We start from the raw sequence: 25,699 nt of genomic DNA, 5'->3' as shown, positions 1-25,699 counted from the left end.
CCGCCACGCTGATCGTCCCCGCGCGCCCCCACATCCCTCGTAGGAGCCCGGCTTGCCGGCGATGGCGGTTTCGGATGGGGCGGCAGGCTTGCGGGCCTTATCGCTGGCAAGCCAGCTCCTACAAAAACCCCGTACGACTCACACTTGTAGGAGCCGGCTGGCCGGCGATGGCGGTTTCGGATGGGGCGGCAGGCTTGCGGGCCTTATCGCTGGCAAGCCAGCGCCTACAAAAAACCCGTACGCCCCACACCTGTAGGAGCCGGCTTGCCGGCGATGGCGGTTTCAGACGGAGCGGCGGGCTCACCCCGGGCTTGCGGCGGTGGTCGCTTGTAACCCGGCGAGCAGCAGGCGCTGGTACAGATCCTCTTTCAAGCCTTCCGGGTTGGCCAACTGCATCCGCTGCAAATGCTCGGGAAACGCCTGAGGCTCCGGGGCGTCGAGGGCGGCCTTGCCCAGCTCCAGAATCTCGCTGAGCTTGAACTTGCTCTTCAGCCAGTTCAGAGCCCGCAACAGGTCCCGCTCTTCAGCGCTGAAATCACTGCCCAGCGGATACTCCGGAAACAACTGAGGATGGCGCGCCTGGATGGCCAGCAGACGCTGCGGGCTGTTATCGGCAAAACGCGGATCCAGGCGGAAATCCTTCGCCAGCTTGCCGGCCTTCTGCGCCTGTTCGATCAAGCCGGGCTGGAAGCGTGAATCGCTGATATTGAGCAAGGCCTCGATCACCGCAGCGTCGGTTTTGCCACGCAGGTCGGCGATGCCGTACTCGGTGACCACAATGTCCCGCAGGTGCCGAGGGATGGTGCAGTGGCCGTATTCCCAGACGATGTTGGAGTTCACCTCGCCGCCCGCTTCGCGCCAGCTGCGCAGGATCAATATGGAGCGCCCGCCTTCCAGCGCATGGGCCTGGGCAACGAAGTTGTATTGCCCGCCCACGCCGCTGAGCACCCGGCCATCTTCCAACTGGTCGGCCACACCGGCGCCCATCAAAGTCATGGTGAATGCACTGTTGATAAAACGCGCATCACGGCGTTGCGCACGCTTGAGCGCTTCCTCGCCGTACAGCTCGTTGATGTAACTGATGGCGGTCATATTGAAATGCGCCAACTGCTCCTGGGACAGCTCGCGCAAACGCTGATAGAAACTGCGCGGGCCGAGGAAAAAACCGCCGTGCACCGAAACGCCGCCCTGGGCCTGGGACTCGTCCAGGGTCCCGGCGTTGGCCTGTTGTTGCAGCTCCAGCGTCGGGTAGACCTTGCGCCGCACAATACCCGCGTCGGCCAGTACCAGCAGGCCGTTGACGAACATTTCACTGCAGCCATACAAGCCTTGGGCAAAGGGTTCGACGCCGCCTTGCGCCTCGATCAGCGGCGTCCAATACGGGCTACCCAGGTCCGCCAGCAGCGCCTGATACCCCGGGTTGTCGGCCTGTCGCGCCAGCAATGCTGCGGTCAGCCCGTCGCCCATGGAGCCGATGCCAATCTGCAAGGTCCCGCCATCGCGGACCAGGGTGCTGGCATGCAGGCCGATGCAATGATCCTGCAGCCCCACCGGCATGTTGGGCGTGGAAAACAACGTGCGCTGCTCGTCCTCGTCCAGCAGCAGGTCGAACGCCTCGGCGTCGATTTCGGCATCGCCCGGCATGTAGGGCAGCCCTGGGTGGACCTGGCCCAGGAGCAGGATGGTTTCACCGGCGGCCCGGCGCTTGGCGATCATCGGCAGCAGGTCGAGGGTGATGTCCGGGTTGCAGCTCAGGCTTAGGCGCTGCGGATCCTGGGGGTCGCGGGCAAGTAACTGGGCCACCAGGTTCAGGCCCGCCGCATTGATGTCCCGGGCAGCGTGGCTGTAGTTGCTGCTGACGTAGTCCTCCTGCGCCGAGCGGCTGTGCAACAAGCTGCCGGGCTGCATGAAGAACTGCTGGACATGGATGTTCGCGGGGAGGCTGTCGCGGCGCAGGTCGGCGAGGAAATCCAGCTCGGGGTAGTCACCGAACACCCGCTCGATAAAGGGCTCAAGGAAGCGTCGCTGCAAGCCGTCGCCCAAGGGCGGGCGTCCCAGGCACAGCGCGGTGTAGATGGTCAGCTGGCGCTCGGGCAACTGGGCAATGCGTTGATACAAGGCATTGGCAAAACCATTGGGTTTGCCCAATCCCAGGGGCATGCCCAAGTGAATGTGCGCCGGCAGCCGCGCCAGCGCTTCATCAACCGCATGCTCGATAGAACAGGACTGCAGCATCTGACCCTCCTGGGACCTTCCATGAATTGAGGTTGGACCGAGCTTGCCGGGACTTTGCTGCATTGAACAGCCGGGAGGCCAAATCCCAGGCACAAAAAAGCCGCTCGCAAGCGGCTTTTTCACGAGAAATGGCGGCTTATTTCAGGCCGGACATTTTCTGGATGGCGCCTTTGAGCTCATCGTCTGAGCAATCGGCGCAGGTGCCTTTCGGCGGCATGGCGTTGATGCCGGTGATGGCCTTGGCCAGGATGCCGTCGAGGCCGCCCTGGTGATCGGCGCGCTCTTTCCAGGCTGCGGTGTCGCCGATTTTCGGCGCGCCCAACAGGCCGGTGCTGTGGCAGGCATTACAGTGCTTGGCAATGACCTCGTCCGGGGTCTTGGCACCACCGCCACCAACGCTGGCGGCCACTTCCATGCCCTTGCATTCCTGCCCCTGGACACAGACTTGGCCGACCGGTTCAAGGCGCTTGGCAATGTCGTCATTGGTCGCAGCTTGAGCGCTGACTGCCCATAGGGCCAATACGGTTGCTGGTGCGGCCAGCATTTTCATAATTAGGTTCACGCGTACACCCTCAATGGTGGCTAGTCACGCCCGCGGCCACGGTTTCGCAGGCGGGCGCAAGTATAACGGTTAGCCCGCCACACTGAAACAACCCTATAGTCGAAGGGGTCTTCAAGCGAGCGAGGTGGCGATCCGGGCGCTGCTGCAAACCGTGCAGAACGCCTCTTCTATTAGAAATTCGCCGGTGTAGCTGCGCTGATTAGTCGCGCCGGAGCATCGAAAGGATTACGAAAACGGTGCGGCTTCGTACTTTCAAAGTAGTAGCTATCGCCGGCTTCGAGGATAAATGTTTCCAGCCCGACCACCAGTTCCAGGCGGCCCTCGACGAGGATGCCGGTTTCCTCACCCTCATGGGTAAGCATCTCTTCGCCGGTGTCGGCGCCTGGCGGGTAGACCTCATTGAGGAACGCGATGGCCCGGCTCGGGTGGGCGCGGCCGACCAGTTTCATGGTCACGGCGCCGTCGGAGATGTCGATCAGCTCGTTGGCTTTGTAGACGATCTGGGTCGGCTTTTCCTGGAGGATTTCCTCGGAAAAGAACTCGACCATGGACATGGGAATGCCGCCAAGAACCTTTCTCAACGAACTGATCGAAGGGCTGACACTGTTTTTCTCGATCATTGAAATGGTGCTGTTGGTGACGCCCGCACGTTTAGCGAGCTCACGCTGGGAGAGACCTTTCAGTTTACGGATGGATTGCAGTCGTTCACCGACGTCCAATGCGGCAGTCTCCTAGGGGATCAGGCGTTGTTGTAATTGAGCGTCATCATGGCGACAGCGTTCAGTATTTACAACACTTGGGGCCCAATCCCACTGCGCAAGGCGACTTTCGGTAAAACCCCCGGCGCATCAGCTCCCGGAGTAGATCAGCGGCACCCGGCGCAGGTTGCAGAAGATTTGATAAGGGATGCTTTGCGCGGCCTGCGCCACGTCGCTGGCCAGGATGTTCTTGCCCCACAACTCCACGGTCGAACCGAGTCCCGCCTGGGGCACATCGGTGAGGTCGACACACAGCATGTCCATCGACACCCGTCCCAGCAACTGGCTGCGCTGCCCGGCCACCAGCACCGGTGTGCCGGTGGGTGCGTGCCGTGGATAGCCATCGGCATAACCCAGGGCAACCACGCCGATGCGGCTGGGCCGCTGGGTGACGAACCGGGCGCCGTAACCCACCGGCTCGCCAGCCGGCAGTTCACGCACGCAGATGACTTTGGATTCCAGGGTCATGACCGGCTGCAGGCGCGCGGCCTGGGCATTGGCTTCCTCGAACGGCGTGGCGCCGTAGAGCATGATCCCGGGGCGCACCCAGTCGCTCGGCACAGTGGGCCAACCCAGCACGGCCGGCGAGTTGCGCAGGCTGACCTCGGCACCCAGCCCCTGGCGCGCGGCTTCGAACACCGCCACCTGCTCGGCACTGCGCGGGCATTCCAGTTCGTCGGCCCGGGCGAAGTGACTCATGAGCACGATCTTCGCCACTTTGCCGCTGGCCTGCAGGCGCTGGTAAGCCGCCGCGTAATCCTTGGGGTGCAGACCAACACGGTGCATGCCCGAGTCGAGCTTGAGCCAGACCGTCAGCGGCTTGGCCACGCGGGCCTGCTCGATGGCTTCCAGCTGCCACAGCGAATGCACCACGAACCAGAAATCATGCTCGACGATCAGCGCCAGTTCATCGGCCTCGAAAAACCCTTCCAGCAACAGCACCGGCGCCTTGATCCCAGCCGCCCGCAGCTCCAGCGCTTCTTCGATGCAGGCCACGGCAAACCCGTCGGCCTCGGCTTCCAGGGCCTGGGCGCAGCGTACCGCGCCATGGCCATAGGCGTCGCCTTGATCACCGCAAGGGCGCGCGCGCCCGAGAGTTCACGGGCCAGTTGGTAGTTGTGACGCAGGGCTTGAAGGTCGATCAGGGCACGAGCAGGACGCATGGCGGCAGACTTCTAGGCGGTCGTGGGGAAGAAAAACCGGCACTGGACGATGGCATCAACCGTCGCCAGCACCGGGAGAGGGACAGTTAAGGCAGGGCAGCCACTATCGAGATTTCAACGAGGATTTCCGGCTCGCAGAGCTTGGCTTCGACGGCAGCCCGGGCCGGAGCCACGCCTTTTGGCAACCACTGGTCCCAGACACTGTTCATGCCTTCGAAGTGCGCATCGATGTCTTTCAGGTAGATCGTCGCCGACAGCAGCTTGCTCTTGTCGGTGCCGGCCAGGTCCAGCAAACGCTCGATATTGGCGAGGGTTTCCCGGGTCTGCTGCTCGACCCCGGCCTGCAGGTCGTCACCGACTTGTCCGGCCAGGTACACGGTACCGCTGTGAACAACAATCTGGCTCATGCGCTCATTGGTGAGCTGGCGCTGGATTGACATGTTTAGCTGACTCCTGAGGGTTACCGTAACGAGAAATATCCAGGCCTTCGGCACTGATCTGCGGCTTTTTCTTGGCCATCAAATCAGCCAGCAAGCGACCGGAGCCGCATGCCATGGTCCAGCCAAGGGTGCCGTGGCCTGTGTTCAAGAAGAGGTTGCGCAACGGCGTGGCTCCGACAATCGGGGTGCCGTCCGGCGTGGTCGGCCGCAGCCCGGTCCAGAAACTGGCCTGCGCAAGATCACCGCCGCGAGGATAGAGATCGTTGACGATCATCTCCAGGGTTTCCCGCCGGCGCGGGTTCAACGACAGGTCGAAACCGGCGATTTCGGCCATGCCGCCAACACGGATGCGGTTGTCGAAACGGGTGATGGCGACCTTGTAGGTCTCATCGAGAATGGTCGAGGTCGGGGCCATCGCCGGGTCGGTGATCGGCACAGTCAGGGAGTAACCCTTGAGCGGATACACCGGGGCGCGGATGCCCAGCGGCTTGAGCAGTTGCGGCGAGTAGCTGCCCAGGGCCAGTACGTAGCGGTCGGCGGTTTCCAGCTTGCCGTCGATCCACACGCCATTGATGCGGTCACCGGCGAAGTCGAGGCGCTGGATGTCCTGGCCGAAACGGAACTCAACCCCCAGCTTGCTGGCCATGTCCGCCAGGCGTGTGGTGAACATCTGGCAGTCGCCGGTCTGGTCGTTGGGCAGGCGCAGGGCACCGGCGAGGATGTCGGTGACGTTGGCCAGGGCCGGTTCCACCCGGGCGATACCGGCGCGGTCCAGTAACTCGAACGGCACACCCGACTCCTTGAGCACGGCGATGTCCTTCGCCGCGCCGTCGAGTTGCGCCTGGGTGCGGAACAGTTGGGTGGTGCCCAGGCTGCGGCCCTCATAGGCAATGCCGGTTTCGGCCCGCAGTTCGTCGAGGCAGTCGCGGCTGTACTCGGACAGACGCACCATGCGCTCCTTGTTCACCGCGTAGCGGCTGGCAGTGCAGTTGCGCAGCATCTGCGCCATCCACAGGTACTGGTCGATGTTGGCCGTGGCCTTGATCGCCAGGGGCGCGTGGCGCTGCAGCAGCCACTTGATGGCCTTGAGCGGCACGCCCGGTGCGGCCCAGGGCGAGGCATAGCCCGGCGAGACCTGGCCGGCATTGGCGAAGCTGGTTTCCATGGCGGCGGCCGGCTGGCGGTCCACCACCGTCACTTCAAAACCGGCACGGGCCAGATAGTAGGCACTGGTGGTACCGATAACGCCGCTGCCCAAGACCAGAACGCGCATTTTCATATCCCTCATCGCGGCGAGCCGCTGACGTTTGTAATTCAGAGCGAAGTTGGGCGCAGTGTAAAAAACATTAGCCAGTGAATTTCACTGTATAAGTGCCTATCTTTGGCGAGAATTCTCGGCAATAACGCTTTTCACGGAGGGGCATCCACTATGCGAACCAACCATCAGACCCGTCGTGCTCTGGACAAGATAGACCGCAATATCCTGCGAATACTGCAAGCCGACGGGCGTATCTCCTTCACCGAACTGGGGGAACGGGTGGGGCTGTCGACCACGCCATGCACCGAGCGCGTCCGGCGCCTGGAGCGCGAAGGCATCATCATGGGCTACAACGCCAGGCTCAACCCGCAGCACCTCAAGGGCAGCCTGCTGGTGTTCGTCGAAATCAGCCTGGACTACAAGTCCGGGGACACCTTCGAGGAATTTCGCCGGGCCGTGCTCAAGCTGCCCCATGTGCTGGAGTGCCACTTGGTGTCCGGAGATTTCGATTACCTGGTCAAGGCGCGGATTTCCGAGATGGCCTCGTACCGCAAGCTGCTGGGGGACATCCTGCTCAAGCTGCCCCATGTGCGCGAATCCAAGAGCTACATCGTGATGGAAGAAGTGAAGGAGAGCCTGAGCCTGCCGATTCCGGATTGATCCCGATCGCAGTGCCCCGCCAATGTCAGACCAGCACTTGCCGCGTGCTCGCCATGTACTGGTGAATCTGTTTTTCCACCCGCGGATGAATCATCTCCACCGGGCGCCGACCATTGGGGCACGGCAAGGTGGGGGTGGTGCCGAACAGCCGGCAGATCAGCGGCCGCTCGTCATACACGGTGCAGCCGTTGGGCCCCAGGTGCACACAGTTCAGCTCGTCCATGGCGGCGTCCTGCTCGGCGGCGGTCTTGCGCGGCAGGCGGGACATTTCCTCGGGAGAGGTGGTCACCGGCCCGCAGCAGTCGTGGCAACCGGGGACGCATTCGAAGGAGGGAATCTGCTGTCGCAGCAGACGGACTTTCTGGCTGTTGCAGCTCATGGCAGCGTATACCGGGATATTCAATGACCCGGGATTTTGCCCTAAAAGCCCCGGTGCAGACAGCGACAGCTGACCACCGTCGGTTGCCGAGGCGGAAAACCCCGGCTTATGCTCCGTGCATTTTTCCAAACACGACTCAGGATCCGCGCCCATGACCGCCCGTACCCAACCACCGCAGCCGCTCCAGGGGCACACTGCTTCGTACTACGCCGCCAGCAGCCTGGCCCAGCCCGATTACCCGGTGCTCAGCGGCGAACTACGGGCGGATGTGTGCGTGGTCGGCGGCGGTTTTTCGGGCTTGAACACGGCGATCGAGCTGGCCGAGCGCGGGCTCAGCGTGATCCTGCTGGAGGCCCGCAAGATCGGCTGGGGCGCCAGCGGGCGCAACGGCGGCCAGTTGATTCGTGGTGTCGGGCACGGCCTGGAACAGTTCACCTCGCTGCTGGGCAGCGACGGGGTGCGTGAGCTGAAGCTGATGGGCCTGGAAGCCGTGGAGATCGTCCGGCAACGGGTCGAACGCTTCCAGATCCCCTGCGACCTGACCTGGGGCTATTGCGACCTGGCCAACAAATCCAGGGAGCTGGAGGGTTTCGCCGAGGACGCTGAAGAGCTGCGCAGCCTCGGTTATCGGCATGAACTCAGGCTGCTGCAAGCGCAGGACATGCATCAGGTGGTGGGCTCCAAGCGCTACGTTGGCGGCCTGGTGGACATGGGCTCGGGCCATCTGCACCCGCTGAACCTGGCCCTGGGTGAAGCCCGCGCCGCGCAACAACTGGGGGTTGGCCTGTTCGAGCAATCGGCGGTCACGCGCATCGACTACGGCCCTGAAATCAAGGTCCACACCGCCCAGGGCACGGTTCGCGCCGAGCACCTGGTGCTGGGCTGCAACGCCTACCTCAATGACCTCAACCCGGAGTTGGGCGGCAAGGTACTGCCCGCCGGCAGCTACATCATCGCCACCGAGCCCTTGAGCGAGGCCCAGGCCCACGCGCTGTTGCCGCAGAACATGGCGGTCTGCGACCAACGGGTGGCCCTGGATTACTACCGGCTTTCGGCGGACCGGCGCTTGCTGTTCGGCGGCGCCTGCCATTATTCCGGGCGCGACCCCAAGGACATCGCCGCCTACATGCAACCGAAGATGCTCCAGGTGTTTCCGCAGTTGGCCGGGGTGAAGATCGACTATCAGTGGGGCGGGATGATCGGCATCGGCGCCAACCGTCTGCCGCAGATCGGCCGACTCAAGGGCCAGCCGAATGTGTATTACGCCCAGGCCTATTCGGGTCACGGGCTGAACGCCACGCACCTGGCCGGCAAGCTGTTGGCCGAGGCTATCAGCGGCCGGCAAAGTCGTGGTTTCGATCTGTTCGCCCAGGTGCCTCACATCACCTTCCCCGGGGGCAAGCACCTGCGCTCGCCGCTGCTGGCGCTGGGGATGCTCTGGCACCGACTCAAGGAACTGGCCTGAGCCGGCGCCCCTTTAGAGACGCCAGAACGGCTTGAGCCCTTCCCGACGCGCCTGCTCCCGGCTCAGGCCGATGTCCCGCAGTTGCTCGGGGGTCAGCTCCAGCAGGGCTTTGCGGCTGTGCAGTCGATGCCAGTACAGAGCCCAACGCCCCAGGCCGATCGGCGCACAGCCGGACAGGCGCGCGGCCATCGCCCGCTCCTGCCCCTCGACCAGATCCTGACTGTGTAACGACAGACGCACATCGCTCAAGCCGTTCATTTCTGTCTTGCTCCTGTTCACTTGGGTTGCAATGAGCAGACATCATGGGCGGGTGGGCAAAACCATTACAGACTCAAAGCGGTTGTATTATTCCCATACAGATTTTCCACAAACCCGGCTGAATCCTGTATTTTCCTCCCATCTGTACCGGTCCTCCCCGCCCCTCTTCCATCGAGTGCTCAGCATGACCCTTTACGTCAACCTCGCCGAACTCCTGGGTACCCGCATCGAGCAGGGCTTCTATCGCCCCGGCGATCGGCTGCCCTCGGTACGTGCCTTGAGCGTCGAGCACGGTGTCAGCCTGAGCACCGTGCAGCAGGCATACAGGCTGCTGGAAGATAACGGCCTGGCCACGCCCAAACCGAAATCCGGCTATTTCGTGCCCGCCAGTCGCGAGTTGCCGGCCCTGCCGGCGGTGGGTCGGCCGGCCCAGCGTCCGGTGGAAATTTCCCAATGGGACCAAGTCCTCGAACTGATTCGCGCGGTGCCACGCAAGGATGTGGTGCAGCTGGGGCGAGGCATGCCGGACGTCACCACGCCGACCATGCAACCGCTGCTGCGCGGGCTGGCACGGATCAGCCGGCGCCAGGACATGCCCGGGCTGTATTACGACAACATCTACGGCGTGCTCGAACTACGGGAACAACTGGCCCGCCTGCTGCTGGATTCCGGCTGCCAATTAGGGGCCAACGACCTGGTGATCACCACCGGCTGCCACGAAGCGCTGTCCACCAGCATCCGCGCCACCTGCAACCCGGGCGACATTGTCGCGGTGGACTCGCCGAGCTTTCACGGGGCCATGCAAACCCTCAAGGGCCTGGGCATGAAAGCCTTGGAGATTCCCACCGACCCCCTGACCGGCATCAGCCTGGAAGCCCTGGAACTGGCCCTGGAGCAATGGCCGATCAAGGCCATACAGTTGACCCCCAACTGCAACAACCCCCTGGGCTACATCATGCCGGAGTCGCGTAAACGCGCCCTGCTGACCCTGGCCCAGCGCTTCGACGTGGCGATCATCGAGGACGATGTGTATGGCGAACTGGCCTACACCTATCCGCGCCCACGCACCATCAAGTCCTTCGATGAAGACGGCCGGGTGCTGCTGTGCAGCTCGTTCTCGAAAACCCTGGCCCCCGGCCTGCGCATTGGCTGGGTGGCGCCGGGGCGCTATCTGGAACGGGTGCTGCACATGAAATACATCAGCACCGGGTCCACGGCGACGCAGCCACAGATCGCCATTGCCGAATTCCTTAAGGACGGCTACTTCGAACCGCACTTGCGCAAGATGCGCACTCAATACCAGCGCAATCGCGACCTGATGCTTGACTGGGTCAGCCGCTACTTCCCGGCCGGAACCCGTGCCAGCCGGCCCCAGGGCAGTTTCATGCTGTGGGTCGAACTACCGGAGGGCTTCGACACTCTGAAGCTCAACCGTGCCCTGCTGGACCAGGGGGTGCAGATCGCCGTAGGCAGCATCTTTTCGGCCTCCGGCAAGTACCGCAATTGCCTGCGGATGAACTACGCTGCCAAGCCAACCGCAGAGGTCGAAGAAGCGGTTCGCAAGGTCGGCGCCGCCGCCATCAAGCTCCTGGCCGAAACCCAGGCCAATAACGACTGACCCTCTCCCGGGAACCTGCGCCCCTATGCCAACCCTTGCCACGCTTCGAGACGACCTGAGTTGAAACTCATGCAGGCGTGCACCGTGGCGCTGCTGGCGGGCGCGCTGCTGAGCGGTTGCGCCAGCCGGGACGCGCCCCGGGAACCCAGCCAGGCCCTGCCGGCAACGGACTCGCGCTTTGCCCAATCGATCCGTGCCCAGGCCGCCCCGCACCAGGGGCGCTCGGGCTTTCGCCTGCTGTCCAACAGCACCGAAGCCTTCATGCCCGGGCCGAACTGATCCGCAACGCCCAGAGCAGCCTCGACCTGCAGTACTACATCGTCCACGACGGCGTCAGCACCCGCATGCTGGTGGATGAACTGCTCAAGGCCGCCGACCGCGGCGTGCGCATCCGCATCCTGCTGGATGACACCACCAGCGACGGCCTGGACCAGATCATCGCCACCCTGGCCGCCCACCCACAGGTGCAGATTCGCCTGTTCAACCCTCTGCACCTGGGCCGCAGCACCGGCGTGACCCGCTCACTGGGGCGCCTGCTCAACCTCTCGCAGCAACACCGGCGCATGCACAACAAACTGTGGCTGGCAGACAACAGCGTGGCCATCGTCGGCGGACGCAACCTGGGGGATGCCTACTTCGACGCCGAGCCCAACCTCAACTTCACCGATATCGACATGCTCAGCGTCGGGCCCGTGGCGGAGCAGCTGGGACAAAGCTTCGACCAGTACTGGAACAGCGCCCTGAGCAAACCCATCGGTGAGTTCATGTCGCGAGCGCCGTCAGCCAAGGACCTGCGCAATACCCGGCAACGCCTGGAAGACTCCCTGGAAGACAACCGCCGGCAGAACCATGCCCTGTACCAACGGCTGATGACCTACCAGACCCAGCCGCGCATGGACATCTGGCGCAAGGAGCTGATCTGGGCCTGGAACCAGGCCCTGTGGGACGCTCCGACCAAGGTACTGTCCAAGGGCGAACCCGACCCGCACCTGCTACTGACCACCCAGCTAGGCCCTGAACTGCAGGGGGTCAGCCAGGAGCTGATCATGATCTCGGCCTACTTCGTACCCGGCCAGCCGGGGTTGGTGTACCTGACCGGGCGTGCTGATGCCGGGGTTTCTGTCAGCCTGCTGACCAACTCCCTGGAGGCCACGGACGTGCCGGTGGTCCACGGCGGCTATGCACCTTATCGCAAGGCCCTGCTGGAGCACGGAGTAAAGCTCTTCGAACTGCGTCGCCAGCCGGGCGACAGCGGCGGTGGTGGCAGCGGCCCGCACTTGTTCCGCAGCGGCTCGGTGGGCGGCTCCGACTCCAGCCTGCACAGCAAGGCGATGATTTTCGATCGGCAAAAGTCCTTTGTCGGCTCCTTCAACTTCGACCCACGCTCGGTGCTGTGGAACACCGAAGTCGGGGTGCTGGTGGACAGCCCGGAACTGGCCGAACACCTGCGCGCGCTGGCCCTGCAAGGCATGGCGCCGGCCTTGAGCTACGAGGCCAAATTGCAGGATGGCCAAGTGGTCTGGGTCACCGAAGACAACCAGCAACTGCACACCCTGAGCCGCGAGCCCGGCAGTTGGTGGCGCCGCATCAACGCCTGGCTGAGCACCCGGGTCGGCCTGGAACGCATGCTCTGAAACACAATTGCGTCAGGGCTTGAGCAATTGGCTCCTGATGAACTGATCCAGGGCGGCCGAGTGGTAGAAGCCCATGCACCGCTCGAAGATCGAGTTGATCGGGTAACCCGCCTCGTTCTTCATCGGGGGCCCGCCGACATGGAAGGTTTCGGTGTGGCGCTTGACGAAATGGCTCAGCGCCCGGGTGCGCCGGTCCGTGCCATCGCGGTCCAGTTGCACCCGATCGACGAAGTAGGACGCATCGTGCAGGTCGAAGGCCTTGTAGAAGTTCATGCGCTCATAGTTGCCGTCCAGGCATTCCTTCAGCGCCAACTGCTTGACCCGCTCGACCGGGGGATCCTTGGGCGCGCCATGGCTGAGGGTTGCCACTAGGCACATAAGCGCAGCACCCACGCGGGCACCTTTCATCCTGGTTGATTTGAGCTTCATCTGACGTCCCTGAATACACACGAAATAGCCCGGCCCCTACGAGGATTGCGGCTGGGTAACACCGAACGCGCCTTGGCGCGACAGCAACACTATCAACCCCAAGGCACCCGCCGCCATCAAGAACAGCAAGGCGTGGCCGCTGACCCACTGGCTGCCCGCCCCGGCCACCAGCGGCCCGATCAGGCAGCCGATGCCCCAGAGCTGCGCCACATGGGCGTTGGCCCGCACCAAAGCGTCGTCACGGTAGCGCTCGCCGATGAGGATCAGCGACAGGGTGAACAAGCCGCCGGCACTGGCACCGAACAGCACCCACAGCGGCCAGATCAACGGGCTGTGGAGCAGCAGCGGAATGGCCAGACTGGACAACAGCAGCACCACCGCACAGCCACTGAACAGGGTGCGCCGCGACCAGCGATCGGCCAGGGCGCCAATCGGTAATTGCAGCACGGCATCGCCCACCACCACGGTGCTGACCATGGCCAGGGCGATGTCTTCTGTGAAGCCCTGGCGCAGGCAATACACCGGCAGCAGGGTAAGGATCATGGCTTCGAACGCAGCAAACAAGGCAACCGCCCAACCGATGGCCGGCAAGCCGCGGCAGAAGCGCCACAAGTCGATCATGGTCACGCTGCAGGCTTCGGTGGTGGGCGCGCCGCTGCGGCCCATCAGCAGCAGGGGCGAGACCACCAGCAACACCACGCCGACCCAGAACCCGTAGTCATGCCCGGTGCCCAGCGCCCCCAGCAGCAGCGGCCCGGCCAACTGGCTCAGGGCGTAGCAACTGCCGTACAGGGCCACCAGGCGACCACGCCAATGCTCCACCACCAATTGGTTGATCCAGCTTTCGCCGAGGATAAAGACGATGGTCAGCACCACGCCGATCATCAGGCGCAGCAGCAACCACAGCGGATAACTGGGCAACAGCGCCAGCAGGCCGATGGACAGGGCTCCGCCCCACAGGCACAAACGCATCAGCCCAGCCGTACCGAAACGCGCCGCCAGACGGCTGGAGATCTTCGCCCCGAGCAACACGCCAAAGGCCGGCATCGAGGCCATGACGCCAATGGCAAAAGGGCCGTAGCCCCAGCTTTCCAGGCGAAACGACACCAACGGCATGCTCACGCCCAGGGCCAGGCCGACGCTCAGGACCGCCGACAGAACGGCGAAATAAGTCGCCCAACGCATTTCCACGCTCCTGTGGATCATTGTTTTCATCAGACACAGACGACACAGCCGGACTTCCCTGAGGGGAGTCCGGCTGCGATAAGGGTCGAAAGCCGACGCCGCTAAGGGCGCCGACCCACCGAAGCCTCGCGGCTTACAGTTTGATCCAGGTCGCTTTCAACTCGGTGTATTTGTCGAAGGCGTGCAGGGATTTGTCCCGACCGTTGCCCGACTGCTTGAAGCCGCCGAACGGAGCCGTCATGTCGCCACCGTCATACTGGTTGACCCAGACGCTGCCGGCACGCAGGGCGCGGGCTGTCTGGTGGGCCTTGGAGATGTTCGACGTCCACACTGCCGCCGCCAGGCCGTAAGGCGTGTCGTTGGCGATCTGGATGGCCTCTTCGGCGGTGTCGAAGGTCAGTACCGACAGCACCGGCCCAAAGATCTCTTCTTGGGCGATTTTCATGGCGTTGGTCACGCCGTCGAAAATCGTCGGCTCGACGTACGTACCGCCGGTTTCCTCCAGGGTGCGCTTGCCACCGATCACCAGCTTGGCGCCATCGGCGTGGCCGGACTCGATGTAGGACAGCACGGTGTTCATCTGCTGGGTGTCCACCAGGGCACCGACATTGGTTGCCGGGTCCAGGGGGTTGCCCGGTTTCCAGCCCTTGAGGGCCTCGATCACCAGGGGCAGGAACTGATCCTTGATGGAACGCTCCACCAGCAGGCGCGAACCGGCGGTGCAGACTTCGCCCTGGTTGAAGGCGATGGCGCCGGCGGCGGATTCGGCAGCCGCTTGCAGGTCTGGGGCATCAGCGAACACGATGTTCGGACTCTTGCCACCGGCTTCGAGCCAGACGCGCTTCATGTTCGACTCACCGGAGTACACCAGCAACTGCTTGGCGATCTTGGTCGAACCGGTGAACACCAGGGTGTCCACATCCATGTGCAGGGCCAGGGCCTTGCCCACCGTGTGGCCGTAACCCGGCAGGACGTTGAACACCCCCGCCGGGATGCCCGCTTCGACTGCCAGGGCAGCGATGCGAATGGCCGTCAGCGGCGATTTTTCCGAAGGTTTGAGGATCACCGAGTTACCGGTGGACAGGGCCGGGCCGAGTTTCCAGCAAGCCATCATCAGCGGGAAGTTCCACGGCACGATGGCCGCGACGACGCCCACTGGCTCGCGGGTGACCAGGCCCAGTTGATCGTGGGGAGTGGCCGCCACTTCATCGTAGATCTTGTCGATGGCCTCGCCGCTCCAGCTCAGGGCTTGCGCAGCCCCGGGAACGTCGATGTGCAGCGAGTCGCTGATGGGCTTGCCCATGTCCAGGGTTTCAAGCAGGGCCAGCTCTTCGGCGTGCTTTTTCAGCAGGCCGGCGAAACGGATCATGGTGGATTTGCGCTTGGCCGGGGCCAGGCGAGACCAGGTACCGGCGTTGAACGTAGCGCGGGCGTTGTCCACGGCGCGCTGGGCATCGGCAGCGTCACAACTGGCGATGGTTGCCAGTAGACGGCCATCGACCGGGCTGATGCATTCAAAGGTTTCATTGGAAACGGCGGCGGTGTATTCGCCATTGATGTAGGCGCGGCCTTCGATCTTCAGGTCGCGGGCACGTTGTTCCCAATCGGCACGAGTCAGGGTGGTCATACGAGTGTCCTCCTCTTATTGATCAGGAGTGCCGCGCGAACGATGCCGGCACCCTCAAGAATTCTGCCCGGCCAGCTTGCTTAAGACCAAAGGCACCCGCCACCCTAAACCAGCCGCCCCTGTGGTTTCAATATATTTGACACGGACCGGCCAAACGCCATTGCTATGTTCATTTTAATAAACATAGACTTTGGACTTCATACCCACTCGCGTCGCAATCACGGGGGAATACAAGAATGAGCATCCATAAGGTCATCGACTTCGGCCAAGCCAATACCGAGGGCGAACGCTACCGCCCCGCGGCGGAAAAAGTCCTCAAGGGCGACCCGGAGCAAGCGGTCTTCAATCACTACGCCAGCCCCTGCGGGCAGATGAACGCCGGCGTCTGGGAAGGTGCGGTGGGCCAGTGGACGGTGAACTTCACCGAGCATGAATACTGCGAGATCGTGCAGGGTGTTTCAGTGCTGCGCGACAAGGACGGCAACGCCAAGACTTTGCGCGCCGGCGACCGTTTCGTGATTCCCGCTGGCTTCCAGGGCACCTGGGAAGTGCTGGAGCCGTGCCGCAAGATCTACGTGGCGTTCGAACAGAAAGCCTGAATCACAGGCACAAAAAAACCCGCTTGAAGGCGGGTTTTTTTGTCAGAAGAAAAATCAATTACTTGATTTTGCCTTCTTTGTAGATCACGTGCTTGCGAACAACCGGATCATATTTCTTGATCTCGATTTTGTCCGGGGTAGTGCGCTTGTTCTTGTCGGTAGTGTAGAAGTGACCAGTACCGGCGCTCGAAATCAAACGAATCAATTCACGCATGATTAGCTCCCTTAGATCTTGCCAGCTTTGCGAATTTCGGCCAGCACGACAGTGATGCCACGCTTGTCGATGATACGCATGCCTTTGGCAGATACGCGCAGACGCACGAAACGTTTCTCTTCTTCAACCCAGAAGCGGTGATGCTGCAGGTTCGGCAGGAAACGACGACGGGTTTTGTTGTTTGCGTGGGAAATGTTATTCCCAGTCACCGGACCCTTACCGGTAACTTGACATACTCTCGACATGCCTCAGCCCTCTAAAACCACATGCCCAACCCGGCATGGGTTGGCCGCTTAATCTCTCAGTCATTTGGCGCCAGGCGCCGCGTTTCTTTAGAGGTCTTACCGGCTACACCTACAGTGAAGGAACCGGGCCCCTAGAAAAGAGCGCTGCTTTATACCAGAAAGACCCAATAGCAACAACAGCAACTGTGATCTGGAATGCGAAAAACGCTGACTTTCTTGCTACGAACGCCTGCGGCAAAGGCTACAGCAGATTTCGACCGCTCGTCGCAGAATAAAAAACCTAAGGCCTTATTTAGCCAAAACACCTTCCTTGCATACGTCGCTCACCCACGCACAAGAGGCCGCCAACAGCTTTCTGCGGGTTATCCAGACACTGAAAAACGCCTTCGACCGCTCTCAATTGCGCCCCGCAGCAGCCACTGAACGTAAAAGGAGATAGTCATTTTCCAGCGAGATCTCTAGGGTAAGGCTTTTTCCAGACTGCACTCGCAGATGGGCTTTCGATCTGTTCAAGGAACCCGACCATGCGTCTTGCCGCCCTACCCCTATTGCTCGCCCCCCTTTTAAGCCCCCTGGCCCAGGCTGCCGCGCTGAGCGTCTGTACCGAAGCGAGCCCGGAAGGTTTCGATGTGGTGCAGTACAACTCGCTGACCACCACCAATGCCTCCGCCGACGTGCTGATGAACCGCCTGGTGGATTTCGATGCCAGCAGCGGCAAAGTGGTGCCGAGCCTGGCTGACAGCTGGGAAGTCTCCAGCGATGGCCTGACTTATGTGTTCAAGCTGCACCCCAAGGTCAAATTCCACCGCACCGACTACTTCACCCCCAGCCGCGAGCTGAGCGCCGAGGACGTCAAGTTCAGCTTTGAGCGCATGCTCGACCCGGCACACCCGTGGCACAAGATCGCCCAGAGCGGTTTCCCACACGCCCAGTCCCTGCAACTGCCGGCCCTGATCAAGAAAATCGATGCCCTCGACCCGCTGACGGTGCGTTTCACCCTGGATCATGCCGACTCGACGTTCCTCGCCACCCTGACGATGGGTTTCGCCTCCATCTATTCCGCCGAGTACGCCGACCAACTGCTCAAGGCCGGCACCCCGGAAAAGCTCAACAGCCAGCCGATCGGCAGCGGCCCTTTCATCTTCAACCGTTTCCAGAAGGACGCAGTGATTCGCTACAAGGCCAACAGCGAGTACTTCGCCGGCAAGCCGAAAGTCGACCCGTTGATCTTCGCCATCACCCCGGACGCCAACGTGCGCCTGCAGAAACTGCGACGCAACGAGTGCCAGATCGCCCTGTCGCCCAAACCACTGGATGTGCAGGCCGCCAGCCAGGACCCCACACTGGAAGTGGAAAAGACTGCGGCCTTCATGACCGCCTTCGTCGGCATCAACAGCCAGCACCCACCGCTGGACAAGCCTGAAGTCCGCCAGGCGATCAACTTGGCATTCGACAAGGCCAGCTACCTCAAGGCCGTGTTCGAAGGCACTGCCGAAGCAGCCAATGGCCCTTTCCCGCCTAACACCTGGAGTTACGCCAAGGAACTGCCCGGCTACAACCACGACCCGGAAAAGGCCCGCCAACTGCTGGCCAAGGCCGGCCTGAAGAACGGCTTCCAGACCACCATCTGGACCCGCCCTACCGGCAGCCTGTTGAACCCCAACCCAAGCCTGGGCGCGCAGCTGTTGCAGGCCGACCTGGCCAAGGTCGGGATCCAGGCGGAAATCCGCGTGATCGAATGGGGCGAGCTGATTCGCCGGGCCAAGGCTGGCGAACATGACCTGCTGTTCATGGGCTGGGCCGGTGATAACGGCGACCCGGATAACTTCCTGACACCGCAATTCACCTGCGCCGCCGTGAAGTCCGGAACCAACTTCGCCCGCTATTGCGACCCAGGCCTGGACAAGCTGATCAGCGCCGGCAAGACCACCAGCGAGCAAGGCGTGCGCAGCAAGCTGTACCAACAGGCCCAAGCTCAAATCCAGCAACAGGCGCTGTGGCTCCCCCTGGCCCACCCTACGGCCTCCGTCCTGACCCGCAAGGAAGTCCAGGACTACCAGGTCAGCCCATTCGGCCGCCAGGACTTCTCTAAAGTCAGCGTCAAACCCTGACCTCTCCTGCAGGAGCTGGCTTGCCAGCGATGGCGCCCCAAGATCAACGCAAGATCCACAGGCCCCATCGCCGGCAAGCCGGCGCCTACAAAAGGGTTTTCACAACCAGCCATACTCGGCCATCGATAACGGCTCGCCCTCGCCGACGATGAAATGGTCGAGCACGCGCACATCGATCAATTCCAGCGCCTCCTTCAGGTGATGGGTGAGGATGCGGTCGGCCTGGCTTGGCTCGGCCACCCCCGAAGGGTGGTTGTGGCAGAAGATCACCGCCGCAGCGTTATGGGCCAGGGCACGCCTGACCACTTGGCGCGGGTAGACGCTGGTGCTGTCGATCGAGCCCTGGAACAACGCCTCAAAGGCCAGCACCCGGTGCTTGGTGTCCAGGAACAGGCAGCCGAACACCTCGTGCAGCTCATGGCGCAGCATTGCCTTGAGGTAGTCGCGCACGGCCAGCGGGCTCTCCAATACCGACTCGCGACGTAACGTCTCCGCCAAATGGCGGCGGGCCATTTCCAGCACTGCCTGCAACTGGGCGAACTTGGCCGGCCCCAGCCCCAACTGCCGACAGAAGACTTGCTGGTCGGCCTCCAGCAAGCCGCGCAGGCCGTCAAAACGGTGCAGCAGGTGCCGGGCCAGGTCCACTGCGCTCTTGCCGGCGACCCCGGTCCGTAGAAAGATCGCCAGCAATTCGGCGTCGGAAAGGCTCGCCACACCCAACTCCAGAAGCTTCTCTCGCGGCCGCTCCGCCGCGGGCCAATCACGGATGCTCATAGCACCTCCCTGTCTGTCGGCACCGCTGTTCCATAGCGGGCGCTGTGCTAATCTAGCCCATCTTTTTTGCGTGGGATTTCACCTGGGGAGGGGGCATCTCACGCGGCAATCACTGAACTGAAAGGCAGGCCTATGCAGCGGCTGTATCGGAAACGCATCGTTCTCGGCGTCGGCGGCGGCATCGCCGCCTACAAGAGCGCCGAGTTGGTCCGCCGACTCCTCGACCAGGGCGCGGAAGTACGCGTGGTCATGACCCGGGGCGGCAGTGAATTCATCACCCCACTGACCATGCAGGCACTGTCCGGGCACCCGGTCCACCTGGACCTGCTCGACCCTGCGGCCGAAGCCGCCATGGGCCATATCGAACTGGCCAAATGGGCCGACCTGGTGCTGATCGCTCCCGCCACGGCTGACCTGATCGCCCGTCTGGCCCAAGGTATCGCCGATGATTTGCTGACCACCCTGGTCCTGGCCACCGACGCCACCGTCGCTATCGCCCCGGCGATGAACCAGGCCATGTGGCGCGACCCGGCCACCCAAGCCAATACCCAACTCCTGCAAAGCCGTGGCCTCCAGGTATTTGGGCCAGCCTCTGGCAGCCAGGCCTGCGGCGACGTCGGCATGGGCCGCATGCTCGAAGCCAACGACCTGGCCCAGTGCGCAGCCGACTGCTTCAAGCATCAGGCCCTGACCGGCAAGCACGTTTTGATCACCGCCGGGCCGACCCAGGAAAACATCGACCCGGTGCGCTACATCACCAACCATAGCTCAGGGAAAATGGGCTTCGCCCTGGCCGAGGCTGCGGTGGAAGCCGGCGCCCGGGTGACCCTGATCACCGGCCCGGTGCACCTGCCAACCCCCGACAGAGTCACTAGAATCGACGTGGTCAGCGCTCGCGACATGCTCGCAGCCTGTGAAGCAGCCATCCCTTGCGACCTGTTTATCGCCTCGGCAGCGGTTGCGGACTACCGCCCCGAAGTCGTCGCCCCACAAAAATTAAAGAAAGACCCTACGAAAGGTGACGGCCTGCTCCTACAGATGGTGCGCAATCCAGACATCCTGGCCACCATTGCCACCCGTCCCGATCGCCCGTTCAGTGTCGGCTTTGCCGCCGAGACCGAACACCTGCTCGACTACGCTGCGCGCAAACTTCAAGACAAGAACCTCGACCTGATCGTCGCCAACGACGTAGCCAACCCGAGCATTGGCTTCAACAGCGAGGAAAACGCCTGCAGCGTGATTGACCGTGAGTTGCACGCAACTCTCTTCGCCCAGACCAGCAAGGGCAAGATTGCCCGCCAACTGATCTCTTTTATCGCCGAACGGCTGAACCAGGTTTAACTCGCATGCACGCTTTACAAGCCAAGATCCTCGACCCACGCATCGGCACCGATTTCCCCATGCCGCAGTACGCCACCCCCGGCTCCGCCGGCCTCGACCTGCGGGCGATGCTCAAGGAAGACACCGTCCTGGAGCCTGGGCAAACGCTGCTGATCCCGACCGGGTTGTCGGTCTACATCGGCGACCCGGGCCTGGCCGCCCTGATCCTGCCGCGCTCCGGCCTGGGCCATAAGCATGGGATTGTGCTGGGCAACCTGGTCGGCCTGATCGACTCCGACTACCAGGGCGAGTTGATGGTGTCCTGCTGGAACCGCGGCCAAACCGCCTTCAACATCGCCGTCGGCGAGCGCATCGCCCAACTGGTGCTGGTGCCTGTGGTCCAGGCGCATTTCGAAGTGGTTGAAGCCTTTGATCAGAGCCAACGCGGCAGCGGCGGTTTCGGTCACTCCGGCAGCCACTGATCAAGGAGCATCCGGCTGGGCCACGCCCGGCCGGATCCCCCCGCCACCCCCTTCAGGCTGCGCTTTAGCCGATCTTTCTCTGGTTTTTTAATTTATAAAAATCAATAAGTTGCGCAGTTTTTTACGGGACGCTCCGCATCAGATGGCACTTTCGCAGTACGAACTCTAAGCTGAAAACGCCGTCATACCCTTCAGTTTGAGCCTGCCGGCTCGTCATTTTCCGGCCGTACCGCACCTTTTCAGATGGAGCACCCTCAGTGATGAGCAACGCAGCCAAAGTCGCACCTTCTTTTCCTGACAGCATCTTCCGCGCCTACGATATTCGCGGCGTGGTTCCGGAAACCCTGACCGCTGAAACCGCTTACTGGATCGGCCGCGCCATCGGCTCCCAGAGCCTGGCCCAGGGCGAACCCAATGTGTCGGTAGGCCGCGACGGTCGCCTCTCTGGCCCGGAACTGGTGGAACAACTGATCCAGGGGCTGTACGACAGCGGCTGCCACGTCAGCGATGTCGGCCTGGTGCCCACACCGGCGCTGTACTACGCCGCCAACGTGCTGGCCGGCAAATCCGGGGTCATGCTCACCGGTAGCCACAACCCGTCGAACTACAACGGTTTCAAGATCGTCATCGCTGGCGACACCCTGGCCAACGAACAGATCCAGGCCCTGCACGAACGCCTCAAGAGCAACAACCTGAGCAGCGGCCCGGGCAGCATCACCAAAGTCCAGATCCTCGAGCGCTACTCCGACGAGATCACCCGCGACGTGAAACTGGCCAAGCGCCTGAAAGTGGTCGTGGATTGCGGCAACGGCGCCGCCGGGGTCATCGCCCCGCAGCTGATCGAAGCCCTGAACTGCGAGGTCATCCCGCTGTTCTGCGAGGTGGACGGCAACTTCCCCAACCACCATCCGGACCCGGGCAAGCCGGAAAACCTCGAAGACCTGATCGCCAAGGTCAAGGAAACCGGGGCCGACCTGGGCCTGGCTTTCGACGGTGACGGCGACCGCGTCGGCGTGGTGACCAACACCGGCAGCATCGTGTTCCCGGACCGCCTGCTGATGCTGTTCGCTAAAGACGTAGTGGCGCGCAACCCGGACGCGGAAATCATCTTCGACGTCAAATGCACCCGGCGCCTGATCCCCCTGATCAAGGAATACGGCGGTCGCCCGCTAATGTGGAAGACCGGTCACTCGTTGATCAAAAAGAAAATGAAACAAACCGGTGCGTTACTGGCCGGGGAAATGAGCGGGCATGTGTTCTTCAAGGAACGCTGGTTCGGTTTCGATGACGGTATCTACAGCGCCGCACGGCTGCTGGAGATCCTCAGCCAGGAAAAATCCACCGCGGAAGAGCTGTTCGCGACCTTCCCGAATGATATTTCTACGCCGGAAATCAATATCCATGTGACCGAAGAGAGCAAATTCAGCATCATTGACGCCCTGCACGACGCGCAATGGGGTGAAGGCGCCAACCTGACCACCATTGATGGCGTGCGAGTCGACTACGCCCAAGGCTGGGGCCTGGTGCGCGCTTCCAACACCACACCAGTGCTGGTGCTGCGCTTCGAGGCCGATAACGAGGCCGAGTTGCAGCGCATCAAGGATGTGTTCCACGCCCAGCTGAAACGAGTTGCACCTGATCTCCAACTACCGTTTTGATTGTTTGAAGCACCGGAGCCCTGAATGACCATCGAACGCGATGCTGCCGCCAATACCGCCAAGGTCCTATCCGAAGCGTTGCCTTACATTCGCCGCTATGTCGGCAAGACCCTGGTGATCAAATACGGCGGCAACGCTATGGAGAGCGAGGAGCTGAAGACCGGCTTCGCCCGTGACATCGTGCTGATGAAGGCCGTCGGGATCAACCCGGTGGTGGTGCACGGCGGCGGTCCGCAAATCGGTGACCTGCTCAAGCGTCTCTCCATCGAGAGCCACTTTGTCGACGGCATGCGCGTGACCGATGCGCAAACCATGGACGTGGTAGAGATGGTCCTCGGTGGCCAGGTCAACAAGGACATCGTCAACCTGATCAACCGTCATGGCGGCAGCGCCATCGGCCTGACCGGTAAAGATGCCGAACTGATCCGGGCGAAAAAACTCACCGTGACCCGCAAGACACCCGAGATGACCACTCCGGAAATCATCGACATCGGCCACGTGGGCGAAGTGGTCGGGATCAACACCGACCTGCTCAACCTGCTGGTCAAAGGTGACTTCATCCCGGTGATCGCACCGATCGGTGTGGGCGCCAACGGTGAGTCCTACAACATCAACGCCGACCTGGTCGCGGGCAAAGTGGCCGAAGCACTGAAAGCCGAAAAGCTGATGCTGCTGACCAACATTGCCGGCCTGATGGACAAATCGGGCAAGGTGCTGACCGGCCTGAGCACCCAGCAAGTCGACGACCTGATCGCCGACGGCACCATCTACGGCGGCATGCTGCCGAAGATCCGCTGCGCGCTGGAAGCCGTGCAAGGCGGCGTCGGCAGCTCGCTGATCATCGACGGTCGCGTGCCTAACGCGATCCTGCTGGAAATCTTCACCGATACCGGCGTCGGCACCCTGATCAGCAACCGCAAGCGCCCTTAAGCACTGAAAACAAAAAGGCCCCGTTCAATTGAATTGAACGGGGCCTTTTTTATGCACGCGGTGCACATGTAGGTGCTGGCTTGCCTGCGATGACAGCGGCATCTGCAACAACTATGTCGCCTTGCACAGCCTATCGCCGGCAAGCCGGCTCCTACAGTCAGACGCCGAATTGCTCGCGGTACGCACGCACCGCCGGCAGATGCTGCTTGAGTTGAGGATCGTCTTCCAGGAACTGCAGGACCTGATTCAGGGAGACGATGCTGACCACCGGGATGCCGAAGTCGCGCTCGACTTCCTGGATCGCCGACAACTCACCGTTGCCGCGTTCCTGACGGTTCAGGGCAATCAGCACACCGGCAGCCTTGGCGCCGTCCTGGGACTCGATGATCTGCATCACTTCACGGATCGCGGTACCCGCAGTGATCACGTCGTCGATGATCAGTACGTCACCGGTCAACGGCGCGCCCACCAGGCTACCGCCTTCGCCGTGCGCCTTGGCTTCCTTGCGGTTGAAGCACCAAGGCAGATCACGCTGATGATGCTCGGCCAGCGCCACTGCTGTGGCTGCCGCCAGCGGAATGCCCTTATAAGCCGGGCCAAACAGCACGTCGAAGGCAATGCCGCTTTCGACGATGGCCGCGGCATAGAAACGCCCCAACTGAGCCAGGGCCGAACCGCTGTTGAACAAGCCGGCATTGAAGAAGTATGGGCTGGTACGCCCGGACTTCAGGGTGAACTCACCGAAGCGCAAAACCCCGCGATCGATGGCAAAACGGATGAAGTCGCGCTGATACGCCTGCATGAAAAAGCCCCAGATACCACGGATTTAGCTAATTAGGTAGACCTCGGGTATCATACACGCACGTGATTTTTGGGGCCATTTATGCGGATCATCAGTGTGAACGTCAATGGTATTCAGGCTGCAGTCGAGCGAGGTTTGCTCAGTTGGCTGCAGGCACAGAATGCCGACGTCATCTGCCTGCAGGACACCCGCGCCTCCGCCTTTGAACTGGACGACCCAGCCTTCCAACTGGATGGCTACTTCCTTTATGCCTGCGATGCTGAAGTCCCTACCCAAGGCGGTGTGGCTTTGTATTCGCGGTTGCAACCGAAGGCGGTCATCAACGGCCTCGGCTTCGAGACAGCCGATCGCTACGGGCGCTACCTGCAAGCCGATTTCGACAAGGTCAGCATCGCGACCTTGCTGCTTCCATCAGGGCAGAACGGCGATGAAGACTTGAACCAGAAGTTCAAGCTAATGGACGATTTCGCCCGTTATCTGGATAAACAGCGGCGCAAACGTCGCGAGTACATTTACTGTGGCTCGCTCTACGTTGCGCAACAGAAGCTGGATATCAAGAACTGGCGCGACAGCCAGCAATCCCCAGGCTTCCTGGCGCCAGAGCGCGCCTGGATGGACGAGATTGTCGGCACCATGGGTTATGTGGACGCACTGCGTGAAGTCAGCCGTGAAGGCGATCAATACAGCTGGTGGCCGGACAACGAACAGGCCGAGATGCTCAACCTGGGTTGGCGTTTCGACTATCAGTTGCTGACGCCAGGACTGCGTCGCTTTGTGCGCAGCGCACGCCTGCCGCGCCAGCCGCGTTTCTCGCAGCACGCGCCGCTGATCGTGGACTACGACTGGACACTGACCATCTAAAGGTCTTTTCGCAGTCATAAAAAAGCCGACAT

23 protein-coding genes and 3 pseudogenes are annotated in these 25,699 nt (G+C 62.2%); 11 read left to right on the top strand and 15 right to left on the bottom strand.

Translation table 11 applies throughout. The features are described 5' to 3' along the window. Positions 1-300 precede the first annotated feature (300 nt). The 6 genes and pseudogenes from M1B35_RS28435 to dadA all read right to left on the bottom strand — a co-directional run bounded on the left by M1B35_RS28435 (position 301) and on the right by dadA (position 6,431). Positions 301-2,235, bottom strand: a complete 1,935-nt coding sequence (locus tag M1B35_RS28435; protein ID WP_268263701.1) for an acetyl-CoA hydrolase/transferase C-terminal domain-containing protein — start codon at positions 2,233-2,235, stop codon at positions 301-303. Between the two features lie 136 nt (positions 2,236-2,371). Continuing rightward, positions 2,372-2,785: a c-type cytochrome gene (locus tag M1B35_RS28430; RefSeq protein WP_268263702.1), complete on the bottom strand. Its 414-nt coding sequence runs from the start codon at positions 2,783-2,785 to the stop codon at positions 2,372-2,374. Between the two features lie 182 nt (positions 2,786-2,967). Continuing rightward, complete coding sequence (locus M1B35_RS28425; RefSeq protein WP_123327815.1) at positions 2,968-3,516, bottom strand: cupin domain-containing protein; 549 nt, start codon at positions 3,514-3,516, stop codon at positions 2,968-2,970. A gap of 129 nt (positions 3,517-3,645) precedes the next feature. Continuing rightward, positions 3,646-4,718: pseudogene (gene alr, locus M1B35_RS28420) on the bottom strand (alanine racemase). 86 nt (positions 4,719-4,804) lie between these two features. Further along, entirely contained in the window at positions 4,805-5,158 is a 354-nt protein-coding gene (locus tag M1B35_RS28415) for a RidA family protein (RefSeq protein ID WP_123327817.1), read from the bottom strand. Continuing rightward, the gene (gene dadA / locus M1B35_RS28410; RefSeq protein ID WP_123328120.1) at positions 5,130-6,431 is read right to left on the bottom strand and encodes a D-amino acid dehydrogenase; all 1,302 of its coding nucleotides are present in this window, start codon (positions 6,429-6,431) and stop codon (positions 5,130-5,132) included. The genes M1B35_RS28415 and dadA overlap by 29 nt, the downstream gene beginning before the upstream one ends. Positions 6,432-6,587: 156 nt before the next feature. Between dadA and M1B35_RS28405 the strand changes: the two genes are divergently transcribed. Further along, on the top strand, positions 6,588-7,076 hold the full coding sequence (locus M1B35_RS28405) for an Lrp/AsnC ligand binding domain-containing protein (RefSeq protein ID WP_011064210.1): 489 nt from the start codon (positions 6,588-6,590) through the stop codon (positions 7,074-7,076). Between the two features lie 25 nt (positions 7,077-7,101). Here M1B35_RS28405 and M1B35_RS28400 read toward each other — a convergent pair whose 3' ends face one another. Beyond that, a complete protein-coding gene (locus tag M1B35_RS28400; protein ID WP_268263700.1) occupies positions 7,102-7,455 on the bottom strand; it encodes a YkgJ family cysteine cluster protein in 354 nt (117 codons plus the stop codon). 151 nt (positions 7,456-7,606) lie between these two features. Here M1B35_RS28400 and M1B35_RS28395 point away from each other — a divergent pair, with 151 nt between their 5' ends. After that, positions 7,607-8,920, top strand: a complete 1,314-nt coding sequence (locus M1B35_RS28395; RefSeq protein WP_268263699.1) for an NAD(P)/FAD-dependent oxidoreductase — start codon at positions 7,607-7,609, stop codon at positions 8,918-8,920. Between the two features lie 12 nt (positions 8,921-8,932). Here M1B35_RS28395 and M1B35_RS28390 read toward each other — a convergent pair whose 3' ends face one another. Continuing rightward, a complete protein-coding gene (locus M1B35_RS28390) occupies positions 8,933-9,178 on the bottom strand; it encodes a DUF1127 domain-containing protein (protein ID WP_268263698.1) in 246 nt (81 codons plus the stop codon). Between the two features lie 184 nt (positions 9,179-9,362). Between M1B35_RS28390 and M1B35_RS28385 the strand changes: the two genes are divergently transcribed. Together M1B35_RS28385 and M1B35_RS28380 are read left to right on the top strand one after the other, a co-directional pair. After that, the gene (locus M1B35_RS28385; RefSeq protein WP_123327821.1) at positions 9,363-10,796 is read left to right on the top strand and encodes an aminotransferase-like domain-containing protein; all 1,434 of its coding nucleotides are present in this window, start codon (positions 9,363-9,365) and stop codon (positions 10,794-10,796) included. A gap of 69 nt (positions 10,797-10,865) precedes the next feature. Next, positions 10,866-12,430: pseudogene (locus M1B35_RS28380) on the top strand (phospholipase D-like domain-containing protein). Positions 12,431-12,442: 12 nt separating this feature from the next. On the opposite strand, the gene M1B35_RS28375 reads toward M1B35_RS28380, so the two are convergent. The 3 genes from M1B35_RS28375 to M1B35_RS28365 all read right to left on the bottom strand — a co-directional run bounded on the left by M1B35_RS28375 (position 12,443) and on the right by M1B35_RS28365 (position 15,671). Further along, entirely contained in the window at positions 12,443-12,823 is a 381-nt protein-coding gene (locus tag M1B35_RS28375; RefSeq protein ID WP_148053447.1) for a hypothetical protein, read from the bottom strand. A 72-nt stretch (positions 12,824-12,895) separates the two neighbouring features. Continuing rightward, complete coding sequence (locus M1B35_RS28370; protein ID WP_123327824.1) at positions 12,896-14,044, bottom strand: MFS transporter; 1,149 nt, start codon at positions 14,042-14,044, stop codon at positions 12,896-12,898. Between the two features lie 133 nt (positions 14,045-14,177). Next, positions 14,178-15,671, bottom strand: coding sequence for an aldehyde dehydrogenase (locus M1B35_RS28365; RefSeq protein WP_123327825.1), 1,494 nt, complete (start codon positions 15,669-15,671; stop codon positions 14,178-14,180). A gap of 236 nt (positions 15,672-15,907) precedes the next feature. On the opposite strand from M1B35_RS28365, the gene M1B35_RS28360 reads away from it, so the two are divergent. Further along, a complete protein-coding gene (locus M1B35_RS28360; protein WP_123327826.1) occupies positions 15,908-16,270 on the top strand; it encodes a cupin domain-containing protein in 363 nt (120 codons plus the stop codon). 58 nt (positions 16,271-16,328) lie between these two features. Here M1B35_RS28360 and rpmG read toward each other — a convergent pair whose 3' ends face one another. Continuing rightward, positions 16,329-16,484, bottom strand: coding sequence for a 50S ribosomal protein L33 (gene rpmG, locus M1B35_RS28355; RefSeq protein ID WP_003177274.1), 156 nt, complete (start codon positions 16,482-16,484; stop codon positions 16,329-16,331). An 11-nt stretch (positions 16,485-16,495) separates the two neighbouring features. Then, positions 16,496-16,729, bottom strand: coding sequence for a 50S ribosomal protein L28 (gene rpmB / locus M1B35_RS28350; protein WP_007894701.1), 234 nt, complete (start codon positions 16,727-16,729; stop codon positions 16,496-16,498). 524 nt (positions 16,730-17,253) lie between these two features. Between rpmB and M1B35_RS28345 the strand changes: the two genes are divergently transcribed. After that, the gene (locus M1B35_RS28345) at positions 17,254-18,840 is read left to right on the top strand and encodes an ABC transporter substrate-binding protein (RefSeq protein ID WP_268263697.1); all 1,587 of its coding nucleotides are present in this window, start codon (positions 17,254-17,256) and stop codon (positions 18,838-18,840) included. Between the two features lie 99 nt (positions 18,841-18,939). On the opposite strand, the gene radC is transcribed toward M1B35_RS28345, so the two are convergent. After that, on the bottom strand, positions 18,940-19,614 hold the full coding sequence (gene radC, locus M1B35_RS28340) for a RadC family protein (protein ID WP_123327828.1): 675 nt from the start codon (positions 19,612-19,614) through the stop codon (positions 18,940-18,942). Positions 19,615-19,746: 132 nt separating this feature from the next. On the opposite strand from radC, the gene coaBC reads away from it, so the two are divergent. The 4 genes and pseudogenes from coaBC to argB all read left to right on the top strand — a co-directional run bounded on the left by coaBC (position 19,747) and on the right by argB (position 24,004). Continuing rightward, positions 19,747-20,955, top strand: a complete 1,209-nt coding sequence (gene coaBC, locus M1B35_RS28335; protein ID WP_123327829.1) for a bifunctional phosphopantothenoylcysteine decarboxylase/phosphopantothenate--cysteine ligase CoaBC — start codon at positions 19,747-19,749, stop codon at positions 20,953-20,955. A gap of 5 nt (positions 20,956-20,960) precedes the next feature. Next, positions 20,961-21,416 (top strand): dUTP diphosphatase, encoded by a 456-nt coding sequence (dut, locus tag M1B35_RS28330; RefSeq protein ID WP_123327830.1) that lies wholly within the window; start codon positions 20,961-20,963, stop codon positions 21,414-21,416. A gap of 257 nt (positions 21,417-21,673) precedes the next feature. Beyond that, positions 21,674-23,074: pseudogene (locus M1B35_RS28325) on the top strand (phosphomannomutase/phosphoglucomutase); the annotation flags it as partial. Between the two features lie 24 nt (positions 23,075-23,098). Then, the gene (gene argB / locus M1B35_RS28320; protein ID WP_123327832.1) at positions 23,099-24,004 is read left to right on the top strand and encodes an acetylglutamate kinase; all 906 of its coding nucleotides are present in this window, start codon (positions 23,099-23,101) and stop codon (positions 24,002-24,004) included. Positions 24,005-24,161: 157 nt separating this feature from the next. Here the strand turns inward: argB and pyrE are convergent, their stop codons facing one another. Then, positions 24,162-24,806, bottom strand: coding sequence for an orotate phosphoribosyltransferase (gene pyrE, locus M1B35_RS28315; protein ID WP_123327833.1), 645 nt, complete (start codon positions 24,804-24,806; stop codon positions 24,162-24,164). An 81-nt stretch (positions 24,807-24,887) separates the two neighbouring features. Between pyrE and M1B35_RS28310 the strand changes: the two genes are divergently transcribed. Further along, positions 24,888-25,667: an exodeoxyribonuclease III gene (locus M1B35_RS28310; RefSeq protein WP_123327834.1), complete on the top strand. Its 780-nt coding sequence runs from the start codon at positions 24,888-24,890 to the stop codon at positions 25,665-25,667. Positions 25,668-25,699: the final 32 nt, after the last annotated feature.

Origin of the sequence: Pseudomonas morbosilactucae, from assembly GCF_023241665.1 — a bacterium.
GTDB classification, from domain to species: Bacteria; Pseudomonadota; Gammaproteobacteria; order Pseudomonadales; family Pseudomonadaceae; genus Aquipseudomonas; species Aquipseudomonas morbosilactucae.
This window is presented reverse-complemented; position numbering and strand designations above follow the sequence as displayed.

Excerpts from the sequence above, each read along its gene's own strand:
- M1B35_RS28435 (WP_268263701.1), bottom strand. The coding sequence starts at position 2,235 with ATGCTGCAGTCCTGTTCTATCGAGCATGCGGTTGATGAAGCGCTGGCG.
- M1B35_RS28430 (WP_268263702.1), bottom strand. The coding sequence starts at position 2,785 with ATGAAAATGCTGGCCGCACCAGCAACCGTATTGGCCCTATGGGCAGTC.
- M1B35_RS28415 (WP_123327817.1), bottom strand. The coding sequence starts at position 5,158 with ATGTCAATCCAGCGCCAGCTCACCAATGAGCGCATGAGCCAGATTGTT.
- dadA (WP_123328120.1), bottom strand. The coding sequence starts at position 6,431 with ATGCGCGTTCTGGTCTTGGGCAGCGGCGTTATCGGTACCACCAGTGCC.
- M1B35_RS28405 (WP_011064210.1), top strand. The coding sequence starts at position 6,588 with ATGCGAACCAACCATCAGACCCGTCGTGCTCTGGACAAGATAGACCGC.
- M1B35_RS28400 (WP_268263700.1), bottom strand. The coding sequence starts at position 7,455 with ATGAGCTGCAACAGCCAGAAAGTCCGTCTGCTGCGACAGCAGATTCCC.
- M1B35_RS28395 (WP_268263699.1), top strand. The coding sequence starts at position 7,607 with ATGACCGCCCGTACCCAACCACCGCAGCCGCTCCAGGGGCACACTGCT.
- M1B35_RS28390 (WP_268263698.1), bottom strand. The coding sequence starts at position 9,178 with ATGAACGGCTTGAGCGATGTGCGTCTGTCGTTACACAGTCAGGATCTG.
- M1B35_RS28385 (WP_123327821.1), top strand. The coding sequence starts at position 9,363 with ATGACCCTTTACGTCAACCTCGCCGAACTCCTGGGTACCCGCATCGAG.
- M1B35_RS28370 (WP_123327824.1), bottom strand. The coding sequence starts at position 14,044 with ATGCGTTGGGCGACTTATTTCGCCGTTCTGTCGGCGGTCCTGAGCGTC.
- M1B35_RS28365 (WP_123327825.1), bottom strand. The coding sequence starts at position 15,671 with ATGACCACCCTGACTCGTGCCGATTGGGAACAACGTGCCCGCGACCTG.
- M1B35_RS28360 (WP_123327826.1), top strand. The coding sequence starts at position 15,908 with ATGAGCATCCATAAGGTCATCGACTTCGGCCAAGCCAATACCGAGGGC.
- rpmG (WP_003177274.1), bottom strand. The coding sequence starts at position 16,484 with ATGCGTGAATTGATTCGTTTGATTTCGAGCGCCGGTACTGGTCACTTC.
- rpmB (WP_007894701.1), bottom strand. The coding sequence starts at position 16,729 with ATGTCGAGAGTATGTCAAGTTACCGGTAAGGGTCCGGTGACTGGGAAT.
- M1B35_RS28345 (WP_268263697.1), top strand. The coding sequence starts at position 17,254 with ATGCGTCTTGCCGCCCTACCCCTATTGCTCGCCCCCCTTTTAAGCCCC.
- radC (WP_123327828.1), bottom strand. The coding sequence starts at position 19,614 with ATGAGCATCCGTGATTGGCCCGCGGCGGAGCGGCCGCGAGAGAAGCTT.
- coaBC (WP_123327829.1), top strand. The coding sequence starts at position 19,747 with ATGCAGCGGCTGTATCGGAAACGCATCGTTCTCGGCGTCGGCGGCGGC.
- dut (WP_123327830.1), top strand. The coding sequence starts at position 20,961 with ATGCACGCTTTACAAGCCAAGATCCTCGACCCACGCATCGGCACCGAT.
- argB (WP_123327832.1), top strand. The coding sequence starts at position 23,099 with ATGACCATCGAACGCGATGCTGCCGCCAATACCGCCAAGGTCCTATCC.
- pyrE (WP_123327833.1), bottom strand. The coding sequence starts at position 24,806 with ATGCAGGCGTATCAGCGCGACTTCATCCGTTTTGCCATCGATCGCGGG.
- M1B35_RS28310 (WP_123327834.1), top strand. The coding sequence starts at position 24,888 with ATGCGGATCATCAGTGTGAACGTCAATGGTATTCAGGCTGCAGTCGAG.